Source organism: Pigmentiphaga litoralis (assembly GCF_048632615.1).
GTDB lineage: Bacteria > Pseudomonadota > Gammaproteobacteria > Burkholderiales > Burkholderiaceae_B > Pigmentiphaga > Pigmentiphaga litoralis_B.
The window spans coordinates 3,384,797-3,401,000 of sequence record NZ_CP184479.1 but is presented as its reverse complement, the minus strand read 5'-3'; the positions used below and the strand labels follow the sequence as shown (position 1 = coordinate 3,401,000).

17 protein-coding genes are annotated in these 16,204 nt (G+C 63.4%); 9 read left to right on the top strand and 8 right to left on the bottom strand.

Annotation, left to right across the window (positions count from 1 at the left end):
- Nucleotides 1-45 precede the first annotated feature (45 nt).
- Both ACNANG_RS15510 and mqo read left to right on the top strand, forming a co-directional pair.
- Nucleotides 46-927 carry an SAM-dependent methyltransferase gene (locus tag ACNANG_RS15510; protein ID WP_420223731.1) on the top strand — a complete coding sequence of 294 codons (882 nt, stop codon included), beginning with the start codon at nt 46-48 and terminating at the stop codon, nt 925-927.
- 303 nt (nt 928-1,230) lie between these two features.
- The gene (mqo, locus tag ACNANG_RS15505) at nt 1,231-2,877 is read left to right on the top strand and encodes a malate dehydrogenase (quinone) (protein ID WP_420223730.1); all 1,647 of its coding nucleotides are present in this window, start codon (nt 1,231-1,233) and stop codon (nt 2,875-2,877) included.
- Between the two features lie 24 nt (nt 2,878-2,901).
- On the opposite strand, the gene ACNANG_RS15500 is transcribed toward mqo, so the two are convergent.
- A complete protein-coding gene (locus tag ACNANG_RS15500) occupies nt 2,902-3,528 on the bottom strand; it encodes a TetR/AcrR family transcriptional regulator (protein WP_420223729.1) in 627 nt (208 codons plus the stop codon).
- 117 nt (nt 3,529-3,645) lie between these two features.
- Between ACNANG_RS15500 and ACNANG_RS15495 the strand changes: the two genes are divergently transcribed.
- The 5 genes from ACNANG_RS15495 (at nt 3,646) to ACNANG_RS15475 (ending at nt 7,926) form a co-directional block, all read left to right on the top strand.
- A complete protein-coding gene (locus tag ACNANG_RS15495) occupies nt 3,646-4,467 on the top strand; it encodes a metal-dependent hydrolase (RefSeq protein WP_420223728.1) in 822 nt (273 codons plus the stop codon).
- Nucleotides 4,468-4,573: 106 nt separating this feature from the next.
- The gene (locus ACNANG_RS15490) at nt 4,574-4,984 is read left to right on the top strand and encodes a DUF6152 family protein (protein WP_420223727.1); all 411 of its coding nucleotides are present in this window, start codon (nt 4,574-4,576) and stop codon (nt 4,982-4,984) included.
- Nucleotides 4,985-5,006: 22 nt separating this feature from the next.
- Nucleotides 5,007-5,477, top strand: coding sequence for a DUF6644 family protein (locus ACNANG_RS15485; protein ID WP_420223726.1), 471 nt, complete (start codon nt 5,007-5,009; stop codon nt 5,475-5,477).
- A gap of 215 nt (nt 5,478-5,692) precedes the next feature.
- Nucleotides 5,693-6,601, top strand: a complete 909-nt coding sequence (locus ACNANG_RS15480) for a hypothetical protein (RefSeq protein ID WP_420223725.1) — start codon at nt 5,693-5,695, stop codon at nt 6,599-6,601.
- 272 nt (nt 6,602-6,873) lie between these two features.
- Nucleotides 6,874-7,926, top strand: a complete 1,053-nt coding sequence (locus ACNANG_RS15475; RefSeq protein ID WP_420223724.1) for a porin — start codon at nt 6,874-6,876, stop codon at nt 7,924-7,926.
- A 42-nt stretch (nt 7,927-7,968) separates the two neighbouring features.
- Here the strand turns inward: ACNANG_RS15475 and ACNANG_RS15470 are convergent, their stop codons facing one another.
- Complete coding sequence (locus tag ACNANG_RS15470; protein ID WP_420223723.1) at nt 7,969-8,430, bottom strand: winged helix-turn-helix transcriptional regulator; 462 nt, start codon at nt 8,428-8,430, stop codon at nt 7,969-7,971.
- A 127-nt stretch (nt 8,431-8,557) separates the two neighbouring features.
- Between ACNANG_RS15470 and ACNANG_RS15465 the strand changes: the two genes are divergently transcribed.
- Entirely contained in the window at nt 8,558-9,745 is a 1,188-nt protein-coding gene (locus tag ACNANG_RS15465; RefSeq protein WP_420227552.1) for an MFS transporter, read from the top strand.
- A 53-nt stretch (nt 9,746-9,798) separates the two neighbouring features.
- Here ACNANG_RS15465 and ACNANG_RS15460 read toward each other — a convergent pair whose 3' ends face one another.
- From ACNANG_RS15460 to ACNANG_RS15435, 6 genes are all read right to left on the bottom strand, one after another.
- On the bottom strand, nt 9,799-10,569 hold the full coding sequence (locus ACNANG_RS15460) for an extracellular solute-binding protein (RefSeq protein ID WP_420223722.1): 771 nt from the start codon (nt 10,567-10,569) through the stop codon (nt 9,799-9,801).
- An 11-nt stretch (nt 10,570-10,580) separates the two neighbouring features.
- Complete coding sequence (locus tag ACNANG_RS15455; protein ID WP_420223721.1) at nt 10,581-11,741, bottom strand: Kelch repeat-containing protein; 1,161 nt, start codon at nt 11,739-11,741, stop codon at nt 10,581-10,583.
- A gap of 125 nt (nt 11,742-11,866) precedes the next feature.
- The gene (locus ACNANG_RS15450; RefSeq protein WP_420223720.1) at nt 11,867-12,937 is read right to left on the bottom strand and encodes an Ldh family oxidoreductase; all 1,071 of its coding nucleotides are present in this window, start codon (nt 12,935-12,937) and stop codon (nt 11,867-11,869) included.
- A complete protein-coding gene (locus tag ACNANG_RS15445) occupies nt 12,934-13,128 on the bottom strand; it encodes a hypothetical protein (protein ID WP_420223719.1) in 195 nt (64 codons plus the stop codon). The genes ACNANG_RS15450 and ACNANG_RS15445 overlap by 4 nt, the downstream gene beginning before the upstream one ends.
- Nucleotides 13,125-13,910 (bottom strand): Bug family tripartite tricarboxylate transporter substrate binding protein, encoded by a 786-nt coding sequence (locus tag ACNANG_RS15440; RefSeq protein WP_420223718.1) that lies wholly within the window; start codon nt 13,908-13,910, stop codon nt 13,125-13,127. Before ACNANG_RS15440 ends, ACNANG_RS15445 begins: the two co-directional genes overlap by 4 nt.
- Nucleotides 13,911-13,947: 37 nt before the next feature.
- Nucleotides 13,948-15,096 carry a mandelate racemase/muconate lactonizing enzyme family protein gene (locus tag ACNANG_RS15435; RefSeq protein ID WP_420223717.1) on the bottom strand — a complete coding sequence of 383 codons (1,149 nt, stop codon included), beginning with the start codon at nt 15,094-15,096 and terminating at the stop codon, nt 13,948-13,950.
- A gap of 126 nt (nt 15,097-15,222) precedes the next feature.
- Between ACNANG_RS15435 and ACNANG_RS15430 the strand changes: the two genes are divergently transcribed.
- Nucleotides 15,223-16,128, top strand: a complete 906-nt coding sequence (locus ACNANG_RS15430; RefSeq protein WP_420223716.1) for a LysR family transcriptional regulator — start codon at nt 15,223-15,225, stop codon at nt 16,126-16,128.
- Nucleotides 16,129-16,204 lie beyond the last annotated feature (76 nt).

The following is a 16,204-nucleotide window of genomic DNA, read 5'->3' as shown; positions in this document are numbered from 1 at the left end:
CCTGCCAACCCCGTGCCCTTCAAGGGCCACCAAAGGAATGTCGCCATGCCTGTCCCGTACGTTACGCAGTCTGTGTCGTCGTCGATGTCGCCGGCTGTCCTGCCCGCTGTTTCCGTCGAACACCGCCGTGCCCGCAAGCGCCCGGTGCTTGCCGGCGTGCTGGCCGCCGCGCTGGCTTTCGGCACAACCGCCCTGGCTCAATCGCCCGGCTACACCTACACCCCGGACGTCGGCCAGGCCGGCAAGGACGTGGTTTGGGTGCCCACGCCGCAACCGGTCGTGGACAAGATGCTGGAGCTGGCCAACATCACGCCAAAAGACACGGTGCTGGATCTCGGTTCGGGCGACGGGCGCACGGTCATCACCGCGGCAAAGCGCGGCGTCAAGGCGCACGGCGTCGAATACAACCCCGACATGGCCGCCCTGGCCCGCGCCAACGCCGAGAAGGAAGGCGTCTCGAAATTGGCGACCTTCCAGACCGCCGACCTGTTTGAGATCGACCTCAAACAGGCCACGGTCATCACCATGTTCCTGTTGCCCACGATCAACGAACGCCTGCGTCCCAAGCTGCTGGAACTGCCGGCCGGCACGCGCGTGGTGTCCAACTCCTTCCCCATGGGCGACTGGAAACCGGACCGTTCCGAAACCGTCAGCCAGGGTTGCTCCAACTACTGCACGGCCCTGATGTGGGTGGTGCCCGCCAAGGCTGCCGGCACGTGGCAACTGGACGGCCAGCGCCTGACGCTGAAGCAGACGTTCCAGAACCTGGAAGGTACCCTGGGATCGAATGCCATCAGCGACGCCAAGCTGGAAGGCAAGAAAATCGCCTTTACTTCCAATGGCATCCGCTATGAAGGCACGGTGGAAGGCAATGCCATGACCGGCACCGCCGGCGGTGGCAAGACCTGGTCGGCACGGAAGAGCTGACCGGGCGGCGCGGGATGCCCTCAGGGTAATCCCGCACAATCTTGGTACAATCCCTAGGTTTCATGCGGCGTTGACGACAACGCCGCTTTTCATTCGCCCGGATCTGACCGGGCCGCCCCGCGACATAGGCTCGCCAGGGCTCCGAGTGCCGGCCCGCAGCGCACGAACCCAGAATCGCGCTGCGCCGGACGCTAACGGTATTTCTTGAAATCCCAAAGCCGGTGCAGGAGACAGATCAAACGAGTCCCAGGTGGTTGCCTGCCGACTCGTCCAAGTCGTATCTGTTCAGAAGGTAGTCAATCAATGTTGAAGCGTATGATCCCGGCCATGCTGGGCCTGGTGGCGTCGGTGGCCGTCCTGCCCCTGCACGCGGCCGAAACCCGAAAGGTCGATGTGCTCCTGATCGGCGGAGGCATCATGAGTTCCACCCTGGGCGTCCTGCTGCACGAACTGGAGCCGGGCTGGAGCATGGAGATGGTCGAGCGCCTGGACAAGGTCGCCATGGAAAGCTCGAACGGCTGGAACAACGCCGGAACCGGCCATTCGGCGCTGGCCGAACTGAATTACACCCCGCAAGACAAGACCGGCAAGGTCGACATCTCCAAGGCCATCGAGATCAACGAAGCTTTCCAGGTCTCTCGTCAGTTCTGGTCGTCGCAGGTCAATCGCAACGTCCTGAAGAATCCGCGCACTTTCATCAATTCGACGCCGCACATGAGCTTCGTGTGGGGTGATGACGACATCGCCTTTTTGCGCAAGCGTTACGAAGCCCTGAAGGCCAGCCCCCTGTTCGCGGGCATGCAATATTCGGAAGACCCCGAGCAGATCAAGAAGTGGGTCCCGCTGATGATGGAAGGCCGTGACCCCGCGCAGAAGATCGCCGCGACCTGGACGCCCATCGGCACCGACGTCAACTTCGGCGAAATCACCCGTCAGTTCGTTGGCCACCTTGAAAGCACGCCCAACTTTGCGCTCAAGACGTCGAGCGACGTGAAGGACATCACGCGCAACCAGGACGGCACGTGGCGCGTCGAATACAAAAACCTGAAAGACGGCCAGACCTCGCAAACCGACGCCAGGTTCGTGTTCATCGGCGCAGGCGGCGGCGCGCTGCACCTGCTGCAGAAATCGGGCATTCCGGAAGCCAAGGATTACGCCGGGTTCCCGGTCGGCGGTTCGTTCCTGGTGACCGAAAACGCCGCCGTGGCGCAGCAACATCTGGCCAAGGCCTACGGCAAAGCGGCCGTGGGCGCGCCGCCCATGTCGGTGCCCCATCTGGATACGCGCGTCCTGGATGGCAAGCGCGTGATCCTGTTCGGACCCTTCGCGACCTTCTCGACCAAATTCCTGAAGGAAGGCTCGTACCTGGACTTGTTGACAAGCACAACTATGCACAACGTCTGGCCCATGATGAAAGTGGGCGTGGCGCAGTATCCGCTGGTCGAATACCTGGCCGGTCAGCTCATGCAATCCGATGATGACCGCTTCAACGCACTGAAGGAATACTTCCCCAATGCGAAGAAAGAAGACTGGCGCCTGTGGCAGGCCGGTCAGCGTGTGCAGGTCATCAAGCGCGACAAGGAAAAGGGCGGTGTGCTCAAGCTCGGCACCGAGATCGTGACCTCGGCCGACGGCAGCATCGCCGGCCTGCTGGGCGCATCGCCCGGCGCGTCGACCGCCGCGCCGATCATGCTTGACCTGGTCGGCAAGGTGTTCAAGGACAAGGTGGCATCGCCGGCCTGGCAAGCCAAGCTGCGTGAGCTGGTGCCCAGCTACGGCACGACGCTCAATGGCAGCCCGGCCAAGGTGCAACAGGAATGGAACGCCACGGCGGCCACCTTGCAGCTGACCCCGCCTCCGGCGATCGACATGACCCCGCCGCCCGCACCGCCCACTGGCACCGTGCCGCAACGCAAGAAAGAGCAGACCGACGCCGATCTGGCGTTGTGATGGCTGGAAGGGGGGACGGGTGTCCTAAGTCCGTCCCTTCCCCGCGACGGCGATCACCAGCCGCGTTGCCGGCCCGACCAGATGGCGCAGACCTGACGACGCATCCGCCTCGATGGTTTGCAAGATCAACTCGTTGATACCGCCAACGACCGCCATCGCCATATCGGCCGGCAACGTACGGCCGTCGGCATCCGCCGTGGCCGATTGCACGAACGCCGCGATCTGCGCGTTGGCCTGCCGCCGGACGCGCAGACCCGGCAGGCCGCAACCCAGGATTTCGACAAACAGGGTTTTCAGCAGCCGCGGGTCCTGCGCCAGAAAATCCAGGTAGGCCGTCAGCGCGGTCTCGACCTGATCCTGCCACGGGCGCGACAGGTCGACCGCCCCCTGCAACGCCGCGAGCGCCTGCTGGCTGGCCATTGCGTACAACGCCAGCAGGCAGTCCGCCTTGGTCTCGAAATGCTCGTAGAAGGTCCGGCGCGACACCGCCGCTTCGCGCACGATGTCGGCAATGCTGGTGTCCGCGTAGCCCTTGGCGGCCAGCGCCTGCGCCATGCCGGCGAGCAGGCGCAGGTAGTGCTCATGCGGCACGGCAGCCGGTGCGGAAGAGCCGGGTATGTCAATCCCGGAGTGGGATGTAGCGAAAGCCATGGCATGACATCATGAGTAGATTGGTACTTGACAGTACCAGATGTCGATCGCATCATGTTGGTACGCGATCGTACCAACCGCCCGACATCATGCCGCGCGTCATGAAGGAGCTTTTCGATGACCGATCTTGTCGTCCGCCGCCTGCTGATCGACCTGCAACCGCCCATTCCCCGCACCTGGTGCGGCGGCGATGCGTTCGCAACCGCCTTCTTCAATGCGCTGTCGATGAGCTTTCCGTTCGGCGAGCAGTTTTTCATCGACGCCTTGCGTGGCGTGCTGGCCACTCTGCCCCCCGACGCGCATGCGCGCTGGCAGCCCGAAGTCAAAGGCTTCGTCGGCCAGGAAGCCACGCACCGGCGCATCCACAGCCTGTTCAACGCCCACCTTGAACGGCAGGGACTGGTGGACGGCTGGACGCCCCGCGCCGCCAAACGCGCGACGCGGCTCGATGGGTTGGACCCCCGCCATGCCCTCGCGGTCACGGCCGCCAATGAACACTTCACCGCCATGTTCGCGGACTGGCTGCTGGCCCATCCCGAGGTGCTGGACGGCGCCGAGCCGCGGCTGAAAACAATGTGGTTGTGGCATGCCGCCGAAGAATCCGAGCACAAGACCACCGCGTTCGATCTGTACCGCGCGGCAGGGGGATCCGAGAAAGCCCGCAAGCGCTGGTTCGCGGTCACGACCTCCATGTTCCTGCGCGACCTGCTGCGCCAGACCGTTGCGAATCTCAACAAAGAAAAGCAGCTGTGGAAACGTTCGACGTGGGCCAGCGCCGCGCGGCTGCTGCTTGGCCGCAAGGGCCTGTTCGGCGCCAACCTGAAAGCGTGGCGACGGTATTTTTCCAGCGACTTTCATCCGTCGGAACACGAGAGCGGACTGGCCCACGCCTGGCTGCGCGACAACCGGGACGCCTATGTGCCGGTCGGAGCGCAATGACCTGCTAGCATGGTCATGACGGCACGCGGGCCCCGTCGGACAGTCGCCCGACCCGTGTGCCCCTCTCGCGCTTGGACCTGACGAGCGCATCGCCCAGGAGCATTCCATGACATCGATCCCGACTTCCCGCACGATCGCGCGCCGCCACCTGATGCAATGGGCCGCCGCCGCCCTGACCGCCTGCGCCGCGCTGCCCGCCCTTGCCCACCATGGCTGGTCGTGGGCCGAAGGCGAACAGACCGAACTGTCGGGCACGATCCAGTCGATTTCGATGGCGCCCCCGCACCCCACCCTGAAGGTCAAGGCCACCGATGGCGTCGTCTGGCAGATCGACCTGGGCAACCCGAACCAGACCGAACGATCCGGCTTTACCGGCCAGTCGGCGAAAACCGGCGACACCATCAAGGTGCTTGGCAACCGCTCGCAAAATCCCAAGGACAAGGTGATGAAGGCGGTGCGCATCACGCTCGATGGCCGCAACTTCGACATGTATCCGGAGCGGATCCAGGCCAGGTAGTCGGTCGCAGACACGTTTTCACGTGGACCCGTTCGACACCCTTGCCGCATGGCCTGGCGCCGTCTGGCTGACCCGGTCCGGCACCGCCTACCTGTTCGTCAACGCCGCGCACATCCTTGGCATCGGCATGCTCGTCGGCGCCATCCTGCCGCTGGACCTGCGGCTGGCGGGTCTGTTTCGGTCCTTTCCAGTGCAGGTGCTGGCGCCCTTCCTGACGCGCGCGGCAGCGTGTGGACTTGGGGTCGCCCTGCTTACGGGGGCATGGCTGTTTTCGGTCAAGCCTGCTGAATACGCGGGCAACACTGCGTTCCTGATCAAGATGGGCGTACTGGCCTTCGCGCTGGTCAACGTAGCCTTGCAGCATGGAAACGGGCATTACCGGCAGGCGGTGGCAGGGGGACCCATCCACGGAATCGTGCGCGGGCTGGCCGTGGTCTCGGTGGTGACGTGGATCGCCGTCCTGGTGGCGGGGCGGTGGATCGGCTTTCTTTGAGGGTAGCAATCAGGTCGCTTGAGCAATTCTTGATCGTTTCGTTTCGGAATTCCGTAATGATCTGAATAACGGTGCGGTCGACGCCAGAATTTCGGAATTCCAGAAACGCGAGGCCAACAGTCGTTCAGCTTTTTGTCAGGTTGCCGCCACAACCACGCCACATGTCGTCCCCATGCTCTCCCCTGCGGGTGTCCGCAATTCAAGGGGAGAAGAACATGATGTCGATCAAGACAGGGGTAGTGGGGGTGGTACTGGGGTGGTCGCTGGCCGTGTCCGGCCTGGCGCAGGCCGACGTGCCCACGTCGCGCGAATACAAGGTGCTGCTCAGCCCTTCACTGTTTGCGGATCAGCCGAAAAACGCATCGAACGCCTACCTGGCCGACCTGAAAGCCGCGTTGGCATCGGCCGGCTTCGACCGCACCGTGACCGGCACCTTCGCCAAGAACGATGAACGCACCGTGCGGTTCTATGACTCACCCGGAAGTTGCGAGCTGCGCGCACAGTCATACTCGTTCCGCGAACGGGTGGACAGCAAGCGCGAATCGACACTCAAGTTCCGTTCGACATCGCAATCAGCTGCCGCGGGCGTCACCATCAAAGGCAGCGAGAGCGGCGCGTCGTCGAAATTCGAGGTGGACAAGACCGCCTCGGCCGTCGCCTATTCGCGTTCGACCAAGCAGGACTTTTCGACGGGCAAGAATCTGAACAAGATGAAGGACGTCAAGGATCTGTACCCCACCGCGACCGGTCTGAGCGTGACCAGCGACGCCCCGATGGCGATCGTCAGTGGGCTGACGATCTACGAGAAGACGTATGACGGCGCGATCAGCGACATCGGCCAGCAGTCGGCCGAATTCTCGGTGTCGCTCTGGTACTTGAACGCCAGCGCGACCACGCCAGCCGTGGCCGAAGCGTCGTTCAAGGTCGAAGAAAAGGGCGGCGACTTCACGACCAAGGTCACGCAGCGGTCGGAACTCATCTTCACGACGATGACGCAGATGAGTTCCTGGGTCGCTCCCACGGCTGTTCCAAAGACCAACTGGGTCTATCAATACAACCCGTCGTTCTGCAACAGCCCGGCGCCCGCGGGCAGCGCGGCGTCGTCGACCGCCATGCCGTTCTGACCGTCCTGTCACGGCGGCGATCACCATGAAGGGATAACCCTTCATTGATGCACGCACGGTCATGCAGCCTTGTACGCAGCGTCATAGGCATGGCGGTCGGCGCTGCGTACAGTGCGGGCTGTCGTGACCGCCGCGCTGGCGCATCATTCATCCAAACAAAGACAGCGCGGCTCCCATCACAAGTGGGTGTGGTCACGGCGATCCACGCACGGCGTCCCTAGAACGCCGGCGTGGGCTCGCTACGCCCCTCTCATTCTGTCGATGGAGACACCATGACTACTCGCGTAACCGCGACGCTCGCGCTCGCCTGCGCTTCCCTGACTTCCACCGCGTTCACCAGCGCCCACGCGCAAAGCAATGTCACGGTGTATGGCATTGTCGATTCCGGCTTCGTGTACCAGTCCGATCCGGTCACAGGCAGCGGCAGCAAGAAAAGCATTACCGGCGGCGGGCAGTCCGGCTCACGCCTGGGCCTGCGCGGCATCGAAGACCTGGGCAGCGGCAACAAAGCCTTCTACACCCTGGAGATGGGCATCAATGCCGATGACGGCACGTCCACCCTGGGCGCGCTGTTCGGCCGTCAGGCATTCGTGGGCATCGAAAACACCAGGCTGGGATCCTTGAGCCTGGGCCGTCAGTACACCCCCTTCTATTCGATGACCTTCCTGACCAGCGACACCTTCGGCGTCGGCATGATGGGCGCGGCCATCAACCTTCAGAACGGCTTTACCCGAAGCAACAACAGCGCGATCTACAAGACGCCAACCTTTGCGGGCCTGACCGCGTCCATCATGTACTCAGCCGGCGAGAGCACGCTCAGCACGTCGGCCGGCCGGTCGTACGCGGCCGCCGTGCTCTATCAAAGCGGCGCCTTGAAAGCGTCTTTGGGTCACTACAACAGCAACAACGCGGCGGGCACGGCGACCAGCTACGGCACCATGCTCGGCGCCAATTACGACCTGGGTCCGGTCGTGCTGTTTGGCGACATCCAGCGGCTGCGGTCCGACCTGAACGGCGTTCCCGGCGTGACCAAGCAGGACACCAACGTCAATCTGTACAGCGTGGGCGCGCGCGTGCCGATCGGCAAGCACACCGTGTACAGCGCGGTCACGTATGCCGATGATCAACGCAAGATCGCCAACGCTGATGCCAAGGCCACGCATATTGCGCTTGGCTATACCTACCAGCTATCCAAGCGTACGAATGTGTATAGCTCGATTGCGAAGATCAACAATCGCAACGGCGCGCAGTACCAGATGATCAACGCGACCACGCCGGGGTATGGGCAATTCGGGTTCGATCTGGGGATCCGGCATCTGTTTTGAAGGCGGCTTCGTATACGGCATTAGCGGGACGGGGACCACCTCTTACTCCACTTTCCTGACCCGCGTTCTTGCCGGCGTCAGCATCGTGTGATCACTGGACTGCGGCGCCATGTACGGGATGGACCTGCCTGTTCGCGTATCGATCAAGGTCGAGTGTCGTTCACCCTGCGCGAACAGGTGCCGCTCTCCCCACTGCCGCAAGGCCACGACGAGCGGAAAAAGGCTGAGGCCTTTGGGGGTCAGCACATATTCCTGGTAGGCCGTGCCATCGGAAGCGGCCTGCAGATCCAGAATTCCGGCGTCGGTCAGCTTGCGCAGCCGATCCGCCAGAATGTTGCGCGCCATGCCGAGGCCGCGCTGGAAATCGCCGAAGCGCCGCGTGCCATCAAACGCGTCGCGCACGATCAGCAATGACCATCGGTCGCCAACCAGATCGACCGCGCGGGCGACCGGGCAGGTTTCAACAGCATCCTGGTTCTCGTCCACAGCAGGTGCACGCGGCATACAGGCTCCTTGACACTTTTGGCGTTTCCAGTTGCATTTTAAAACCAGCTTGCCTATCCTACAACCGGTTTTGTTTTGAAACCACCTTGAAGGATAGCGTGTGCCCCGTATTCAAGCATCCAGCGACATGCCGCGCGGCATGGTCGTTCTCTTCGCCATCGCCAGCGGCATGAGCGTGGCCAACGTCTACTACGCGCAACCCCTGCTCGACGCCATCGCGTCGGATTTCACCGTCGAACTCAGCGCCATCGGAGGCGTCATCACTGCAACGCAAGTCGGATGTGCGTTGGCCCTGATCCTGCTGGTCCCGTTGGGAGATCGCGTCGATCGGCGGCGCTTGATGATCGTGCAATGGCTGGCGTTGATCGCAGCATTGCTGATGGTCGCGCTAGCGCCTTCGACGCTTGCCCTTCTTGCCGGCATGCTGGGCGTCGGCTTGCTGGGTACGGCGATGACACAAGGCCTGATCGCCTATGCGGCAAGCGCAGCGCCACCGGCTCAGCAAGGTCGTGTCGTCGGGGCAGCGCAAGGAGGCGTATTTGTGGGACTGTTGCTGGCGCGGGTCGTTGCGGGCGGGGTCAGCGATGTCGCAGGCTGGCGAGGAGTCTATGTGGCTGCCGCGTTCATGATGGCCGTGCTGGCGCCGCCGTTGCTGCGCCGTTTGCCCGCGCTCGCCCGCCCAGGGGCGGGACAGCAGGCCGTCAGCTACTTGAAGTTGATCGCATCCATGTTCACCCTGCTATTCCATGACCGCCTGCTGCAACGGCGCGGCATGCTGGCAATGCTGATGTTCGCGGCCTTCAATATCTTCTGGAGTGCGCTGGCGCTGCGGCTTACCGCGCCGCCCTTCTCGTTGTCGCACGTCGCCGTCGGCGCGCTGGGTCTGGTCGGCGCGATAGGCGCGCTGGCGGCAACACGTGCCGGCCGGTGGGCCGATGCCGGACACGGACAGGTCGCGACAGGATTTTCCCTGGCCTTGTTGCTCGTTGCGTGGTGGCCCCTGTCGCACATGGAATCGTCGCTCGCGGCGCTGATTGTTGGCATCGTCCTGCTGGACGTGGGCGGGCAAGCATTGCACGTCACCAATCAGAGCCTGATTTTTCGCGACCGTTCAGGTGATCACAGCCGTCTTGTCGGCGCCTACATGCTTTTCTATTCGGTCGGCAGCGGCGCGGGCGCCCTTGCGTCCACCGTCACCTTCGCGCACGCAGGCTGGTATGGCGTCTGTGTGCTCGGTGCCGGGGTCAGTGCTACCGCAGGCGTTTTTTGGCTATCGGTCGACCTTGCAAGAAAGAAGAGAGATGCCCCGTCATGATGGGATCGTCGCCGACGTACAGAGTGATCGTCGGCGACCTGGTTCAAGCTTGGTCAATGCTTCCCCACCGACTCCATTCCCTTTTCCTTCATCAACATCGCCGTTTCGGGCCCGGTCAACAGATCCAGAAAAGCTTGCGCCGCACCGGCGTGCTGCGAAGACTTTGCGGCAGCGCCCGTGTACGTCGTGTAATTCTGGATGGACGCAGGCAGCGGGCCGACCAACGTCACTCCCTTTACCGGGACGATCTCGCTGATCTGGTGGATGCCCAGCGTGGCATCGCCCTTGACCAGCCGGTCCGCCACATACCCACCGTATACCAGTACGGCCTTGGGCGCGATCTGGTCGGCAATGCCCCATTCCTTGAACAGCTGCGCCAGATAGATCCCGCTCGACCCGCCCGATGCCGGGTCGATGTATGCCACGTTCCTGGCATCCAGCAGCGTCTTCTTGAACTCTTCCACGGTGCCGATGGCCGGCATGGGCGCGCCGGCCATCGGCACCATCACGCCTACCCCGACGCGAGCCAGGTTCGCCACGCTATTGGGCGCGACCTTGTCTTTCGCCACCAGGTCCTTGATCAGGCTTGGCGTCAGCACGACCACATCGAACGCCGCGCCCGCGTCGATCTTCTTGGCCAGTCCTCCAGCCGTGTCGTTTTCGACCGTGACCTTGTGGCCGGTGCGCTGCTCGAACACGGGCACCATGGCCACGACCACCTGCCGGAATGCGCCGGTCGTGAGCACCTTGATATCGTCGGCACGCGCACCCGCCGCGCACACACAGAGGGCAACACCGGTAAGGGTAGAGAGCAGAACGCGCATTGCAGTGTCCTTCAGGTTGTGTTGATGGCCGAGCGGAAGTGCTCAGCCCAAGGTAAACGCTTCGTGTACCGATGATTGCAACGATCCCCCAAGTACCGGCCCCCGCCCGCCACATAGATCCAGTCACCGATCGCCGTGGCGGCGACAGCGTGGCGGGGGCTGATCATTGGCGCGTGGCGTTGCCAGGTGTTCGTTGCCGGGTTATAGCTTTCCAGTTGTCCGTAGATGGCAGCGACCACCGGCACGCCGTTCTGCAAGATGCCGCCTTCACCGCCCATGCAGAAAATCCGGTTGCGATACACCACCATGCCGTGGCCGGACCGCGCGGTGGGCATGGGCGCGCGCAGGTCCCAGGTGTCTTTCTGGGCGTCGTAGACGTGGTGCAGGTCGGTGTTGAACTGGAAGTTGTTGAAGCGGCCGCCGACCACGTGGATCGCGTTGCCGAACGCGACACATCCCACGTGGTCGCGGGCCGCGGGGATCGGCCGGCGCATTTCCCATGTGTCGGTGACCGGATCGTAGACTTCATGCCAGGCGATGCTGGCGCGTTCGGCTGCGGGGTCGGTGGCGCCGCCGATCAGGTGCACCTTGCCGTTCATGACCACGGCAGCGGCCGCGCCGCGGGGTCGTGGCAGCGGGGCGATGTCGAACCAGCGGTCCTCTTTCACGTCGTAGAAGAACGCCTTGTTGTCGCAGCGGCGGTTCTGTTCGATGAAGCCGCCCAGCGCATACACGCGGCCGGCGTCGGCCACGACCGCAATGTGGTTGGCGCCGCGCGGAACCTGTGCGGCGTCATACCAGGCGTTGGCAGAAGGGTCGTAGATGGTGTGATACGCGCGGTCGAAGCGCCCTTCACCGTAACCTCCGACGACATGCATGCGTCCCTGCCACGCGGTCGCCCAGGCCATTTCGCTGCGTGGGATGGGCATGGCGGCACGAGGTTCCCACCGGCCTGACGGCCCCGCCGGCGCCGGGCTGTCGAAGACGCGCTGGGCTTCTTCTGCCGGCGTCAGATGATGCGGAGCGCCGCCCTTCGACATGCTGTGATACGCGTGGTCGGAAGGCGGGGCGGGTTTGAGGGGAGCTAGGGACGATGGCTGCGCCTGCGCGTGCACCCAGGCAGGCAGGGTAATCACGGAGGCGGCGGACGTGATGAATGCGCGGCGGTGCATGGAACGCTCCAGCAAACGGGTGGCGTCCAAGCTACCGTCAAATCAGGGGGAAACGCAATGGAAAACACGCCCTGCCCCAACGCGGCCCCCGCCATCGCACCATGGCAGGTATCGTGCGCCAGACGTCAACGGATTGCGGCAGATCCAGGCGGCCAGGTCACCTGCAGACGCCGCGCCCACGCTTCGAGCCCTTCAATGATGCGTTCGTCCAGTTCAACGCCGTGTTCCAGTTGGCTGCGCCTGCGTTGCAAGGCGCGTTCACCCGGCAAACGAACCGGACACGATGCGTCGATGGGTGGGTTGTCATGGCACTGCTTCGTCAGTGCGTCCATCTGCGTCGTGAAACCGGCGATGCCACCGAACGCACGTGGGTCGATGATCTGAACGAATAGCGTGGCGCCCAGCCGCTCCGCATTTTCGGCTCGCCCGTGACCGGCCAATCCGGTGGTCAGCGATTCGACCATCAATGAAAGCCCATAGCCTTTGTGGCCCGCATCCATCCCGCCAAGCGGCAGAATGGTGCCGGTGCGGGGCGGAATGACAACGGCCGGATCATTGGTGGGCACCCCTGCTTCGTCCAGCAACCAGTCGCCCGGCATATGCTCGCCGGCCCGTGCTCGCAGCGACGTGAGGGTGTTGGTCGTGATCGATGTCGATACGTCCACCACGACTGCGTCGCCGCTTGTGGGAATGCCAACACCTATTGGGCTGGGCGAAAACACGGCCCGCGTCCCGCCATACGGCGCCACGCTTGCACCGGCTGGCGCCGACGACATGAGCAGCAGCACCAAGTCCTGCTCGGCCACCCGGCGCGCATAGGTGGCCAGCGCCCCGATGTGATGACTGTTGCGTACGCTTACCGCACCGATGCCGAACTGGCGCGCGCGTTCGCTTGCGACGGCAATCGCCTGCTGCATGAGCCATGCGCCAGGCAGGCGTTTGCCGTCCCACGTGACGACCGCCCCGTGATCGGAGAGGATGTCGGGATCGCCCGATAGCGTCATGCCGCCCGACGCGATCTGCTCCAGGTAACTCGGCAGCAATTGCAGACCGTGCGTGGCGTGGCCCATCAGGTCTGCATCCACCAGCACATCGGCGACGGCCGCTGCCTTGTCCGCGGGCATCCCGGCAACGATCAGCAGCGATGCCGCAACATCGTTCAGGGCTTGAGCGACATACCGCGCACGTTCCGTCATTCCGCTTTCAGCCCGGATGCCTTGATGACCTTGCCCCACCGGTCGTACTCCGTGGAAATGTATTTGCCGAAGGCATCCGGACTGTCGCCCACCGCCTGCATTCCGAGGGTCGCCATCGTATCCCGCACTGACGCCTGCGCCATCGCACGCTTCAAGGCGGCATTGATGGCATTGCTGACGTCGGGTTTCATATTGGGGGACCGACCAGTCCCATCCAGCCCAATACGTCGAAACCCGCCAGCCCGCTTTCCGCCAGCGTTGGCGCATCGGGCACAGCCGGATCACGCTGGGCTGTGGACACCGCCAGCACACGCAGTTGCTTGCTCTGTACGTAGGGCACTGCCGTGGAGATGGAGTCGACCACCATGTCGATCTGCCCTCCGAGCAGATCCGTGTAGGCCGGCGCGGCTCCTTTGTACGGCACATGAGTGATATCCACCTTGGCGCTCTGCTTGAACAGTTCGCCGGTCAAGTGCTGCGTCGATCCGTTGCCGCCCGACCCATAGTTCAACTTGCCCGGATTGGCTTTGGCTGCGGCAATCAGTTCCTGAATGGTGTTGAATCGGGAGTCGGCCCGCACGACGATGGCTTGCGAGACACCCGCCACCAGCATGATGGGCGTGAAGTCCTTCCGCGGGTCGTAGGTGACCGATTTGTTGATCTGCGGGCTGATCGCGATCGGCCCGCTCGACCCGTGCAGCAAGGTGTAGCCGTCGGGATTGGCGCGTGCGACTTGCTGCGCGCCCAATGCGCCGCCAATGCCTGGACGGTTCTCGACCACCACGGGCTTTCCCCATTCCTTGCTGAGCGACGCACCCAACGTGCGCCATAGCACGTCGCCACTATTGCCCGGAGGAAATGGCACGATGATGGTGACGGGTTGGGTCGGATAGGGGGCGGCCTGCGCCCAGCCCGTGACGGGGCTCAGCATCGAGCAGGCAAGCAGCGCCAACAGGCTGCGGCAAGGGTTCATGGTGGTGTCTCCTCAGATTTTTTATGAAGTGGTGTCGTCAGCGAATGGTTTGCCAGCGGTCACGTTCGCCTGTCTGGACGACGCCATAGCGTTCGAGGGCATCAGGCGAGAAACCGAAACCCAGCCCAGGCGTTTGCGGCAACAGCAATTGCCCGCCTTCAGCCACGATCTGTGTGTCGATCAAGCGCCGGAAGTTGACCACGTGATCGTCGGGCATGAACTCTGCAAACGTCGCGTTCGGCGCCGACGCCACCAGATGTACATGCACGTCGTGCCAGGCGTGCGGCGCGACTGGCACACTGAAGCTGGCTGCCGTGGCCGCGATGCGCCGCCATTCCGTAATGCCCCCGCACACCGTCGCATCGGTCTGCAAGAGCGTCGTGGCTCCGCGTTCAAGCAGGTCCTTGAAGCGCCACCGCCCTGCCTCGACCTCGCCGGTTGCGACGGTTACCGTGGTGGCCCTGGACAGGCGGATATGGTTGTCAATGTCATCCGGCGAGAACGGCTCTTCGATCCAGTAGGGATCGAACGCTTCAAGCCGACGCATGTGCGACATCGCCGTCGCCATGTCCTTCCAGGCATTGTTGGCGTCGAGCATCAACAGGACGTCCGGGCCGATCGCCTCTCGCACGGCGCCCACGCGGGCCGCCTCTTCTCCGGGCGACAGCTTGCCCGTCTTCATCTTGACCGCGGTAAAACCGTTGCGCACATGGCCGACCATTTCTTCGACCAGATCGTCGTTGGTCTTGCCTGGCCAGTAATAACCGCCGCTTGCATAGGCGGGCACACGGTCATGCGCCCATGCGCCGAGATAGCGATAGAGAGGCAGCCCGGCAGTGCGCGCATTCAGGTCCCACAGCGCCGTGTCGAGGGCGGAGATCGCACGCATGACGGCGCCCGTTCGCCCCTGCAGCAGGGCCTCGTGATACATCTCCTGCCACAGGCCTTCGACCCGCAAGGATTCCTGTCCGACCAGCATCGGACCCAGAAGATCGGTCACCGCGACCGCCAGTACGCGGCCTGATGTGTTGACGGCATAACAATAGCCAAGACCTTCCACCCCGTCCGTCGACCGGATCTTGATCAGGCAGTATTCACGCGCGCGCACGGTGCGCGTGGAAAACGTGACGGGGGCGTCCAGCGGCACGCTGGCAATACAAACGGAGACGGATTCGATGCGAGCCACAAACAGTTCCTTTATCGGTGAAGCATGGAACGCAGTCTAAGAAGATGGCGGGCAGTAAGGAAATTGATAGTTTGAATGCTTTCATTCAAAATTTGGATGCCGCACATTTGCGATCCTGGACATGCAGTGAATCCCTCCATCAAGCACCTCAAGGCTTTCATGGCGTTGGTCAGAGAGCAGAACTTCACGCGGGCGGCCGAGACCTGCCACCTGTCGCAGCCGGCCTTCAGCACACTGATGCGCAACCTGGAAGACCATGCGGGTGTGCGCCTGTTCGATCGCAGCGCACGCGTCGTCACGCTGACACCCGAAGGCCAGGTGTTCGCACTGACCGCGGAAAGGGTGCTGCAGGACTTTGAAGGCGCATTCACCGAATTACGTGAGCACGTGTCCCGGCGCAAGGGTCGCGTCACGATTGCCGCGCTGCCGTCGATCGCGGGCGGCGCATTGCCCGCCGTGATCTCCCGCTTCGTGACCGACTACCCGGGGATCGATATTCTCCTTAAGGACATCACGGCCGACCTGTGCGTGAAAGCGGTCAGGGAACGGCAGGCCGACTTCGCGCTCACGGCCAGCATCGAGCCCGGGGTGGACCTTGCGAGCGAACCCGTGCTGACCGACAGCTTTCATCTGGTGTGTCGCGAAGACCACCCGCTGGCGCGCCGGCGCAGGCTGACCTTGCGCGACATCGTCGCCTTGCCCCAGATACGATTCGACCGGGCCAGCAGCATCCGTCAGCACATCGATGCGGCCTTTTACCCGGCGCAGCCCGTTACCGCCATGGAAGTGATTCACCCAGTCACAGCCGCGGGGCTGATCGCCAGCGGGATCGGTGTGACGTTGGCTCCCACGCTTGCGCTGTTCCAGTTCCAGTTGCCCGGGCTGGTTGCCGTGCCGGTGCAGCTTCCGATCAAAGACCGCGAGCTATGCCTGGTCCGGCGGCGCGACGGCGCGGACTCAGTGGCGGCGACTGCGTTCATCGAAACCCTGGTGTCAGTGTGGAAGGTCAAGACACCGCCATCGCGTCGTTAGCATCGGATCCGCCGATTGGCATTCATCCCCTACGTGGGCACACTGTGACGTAGTGTCCTCCTATGACTTACCGCTC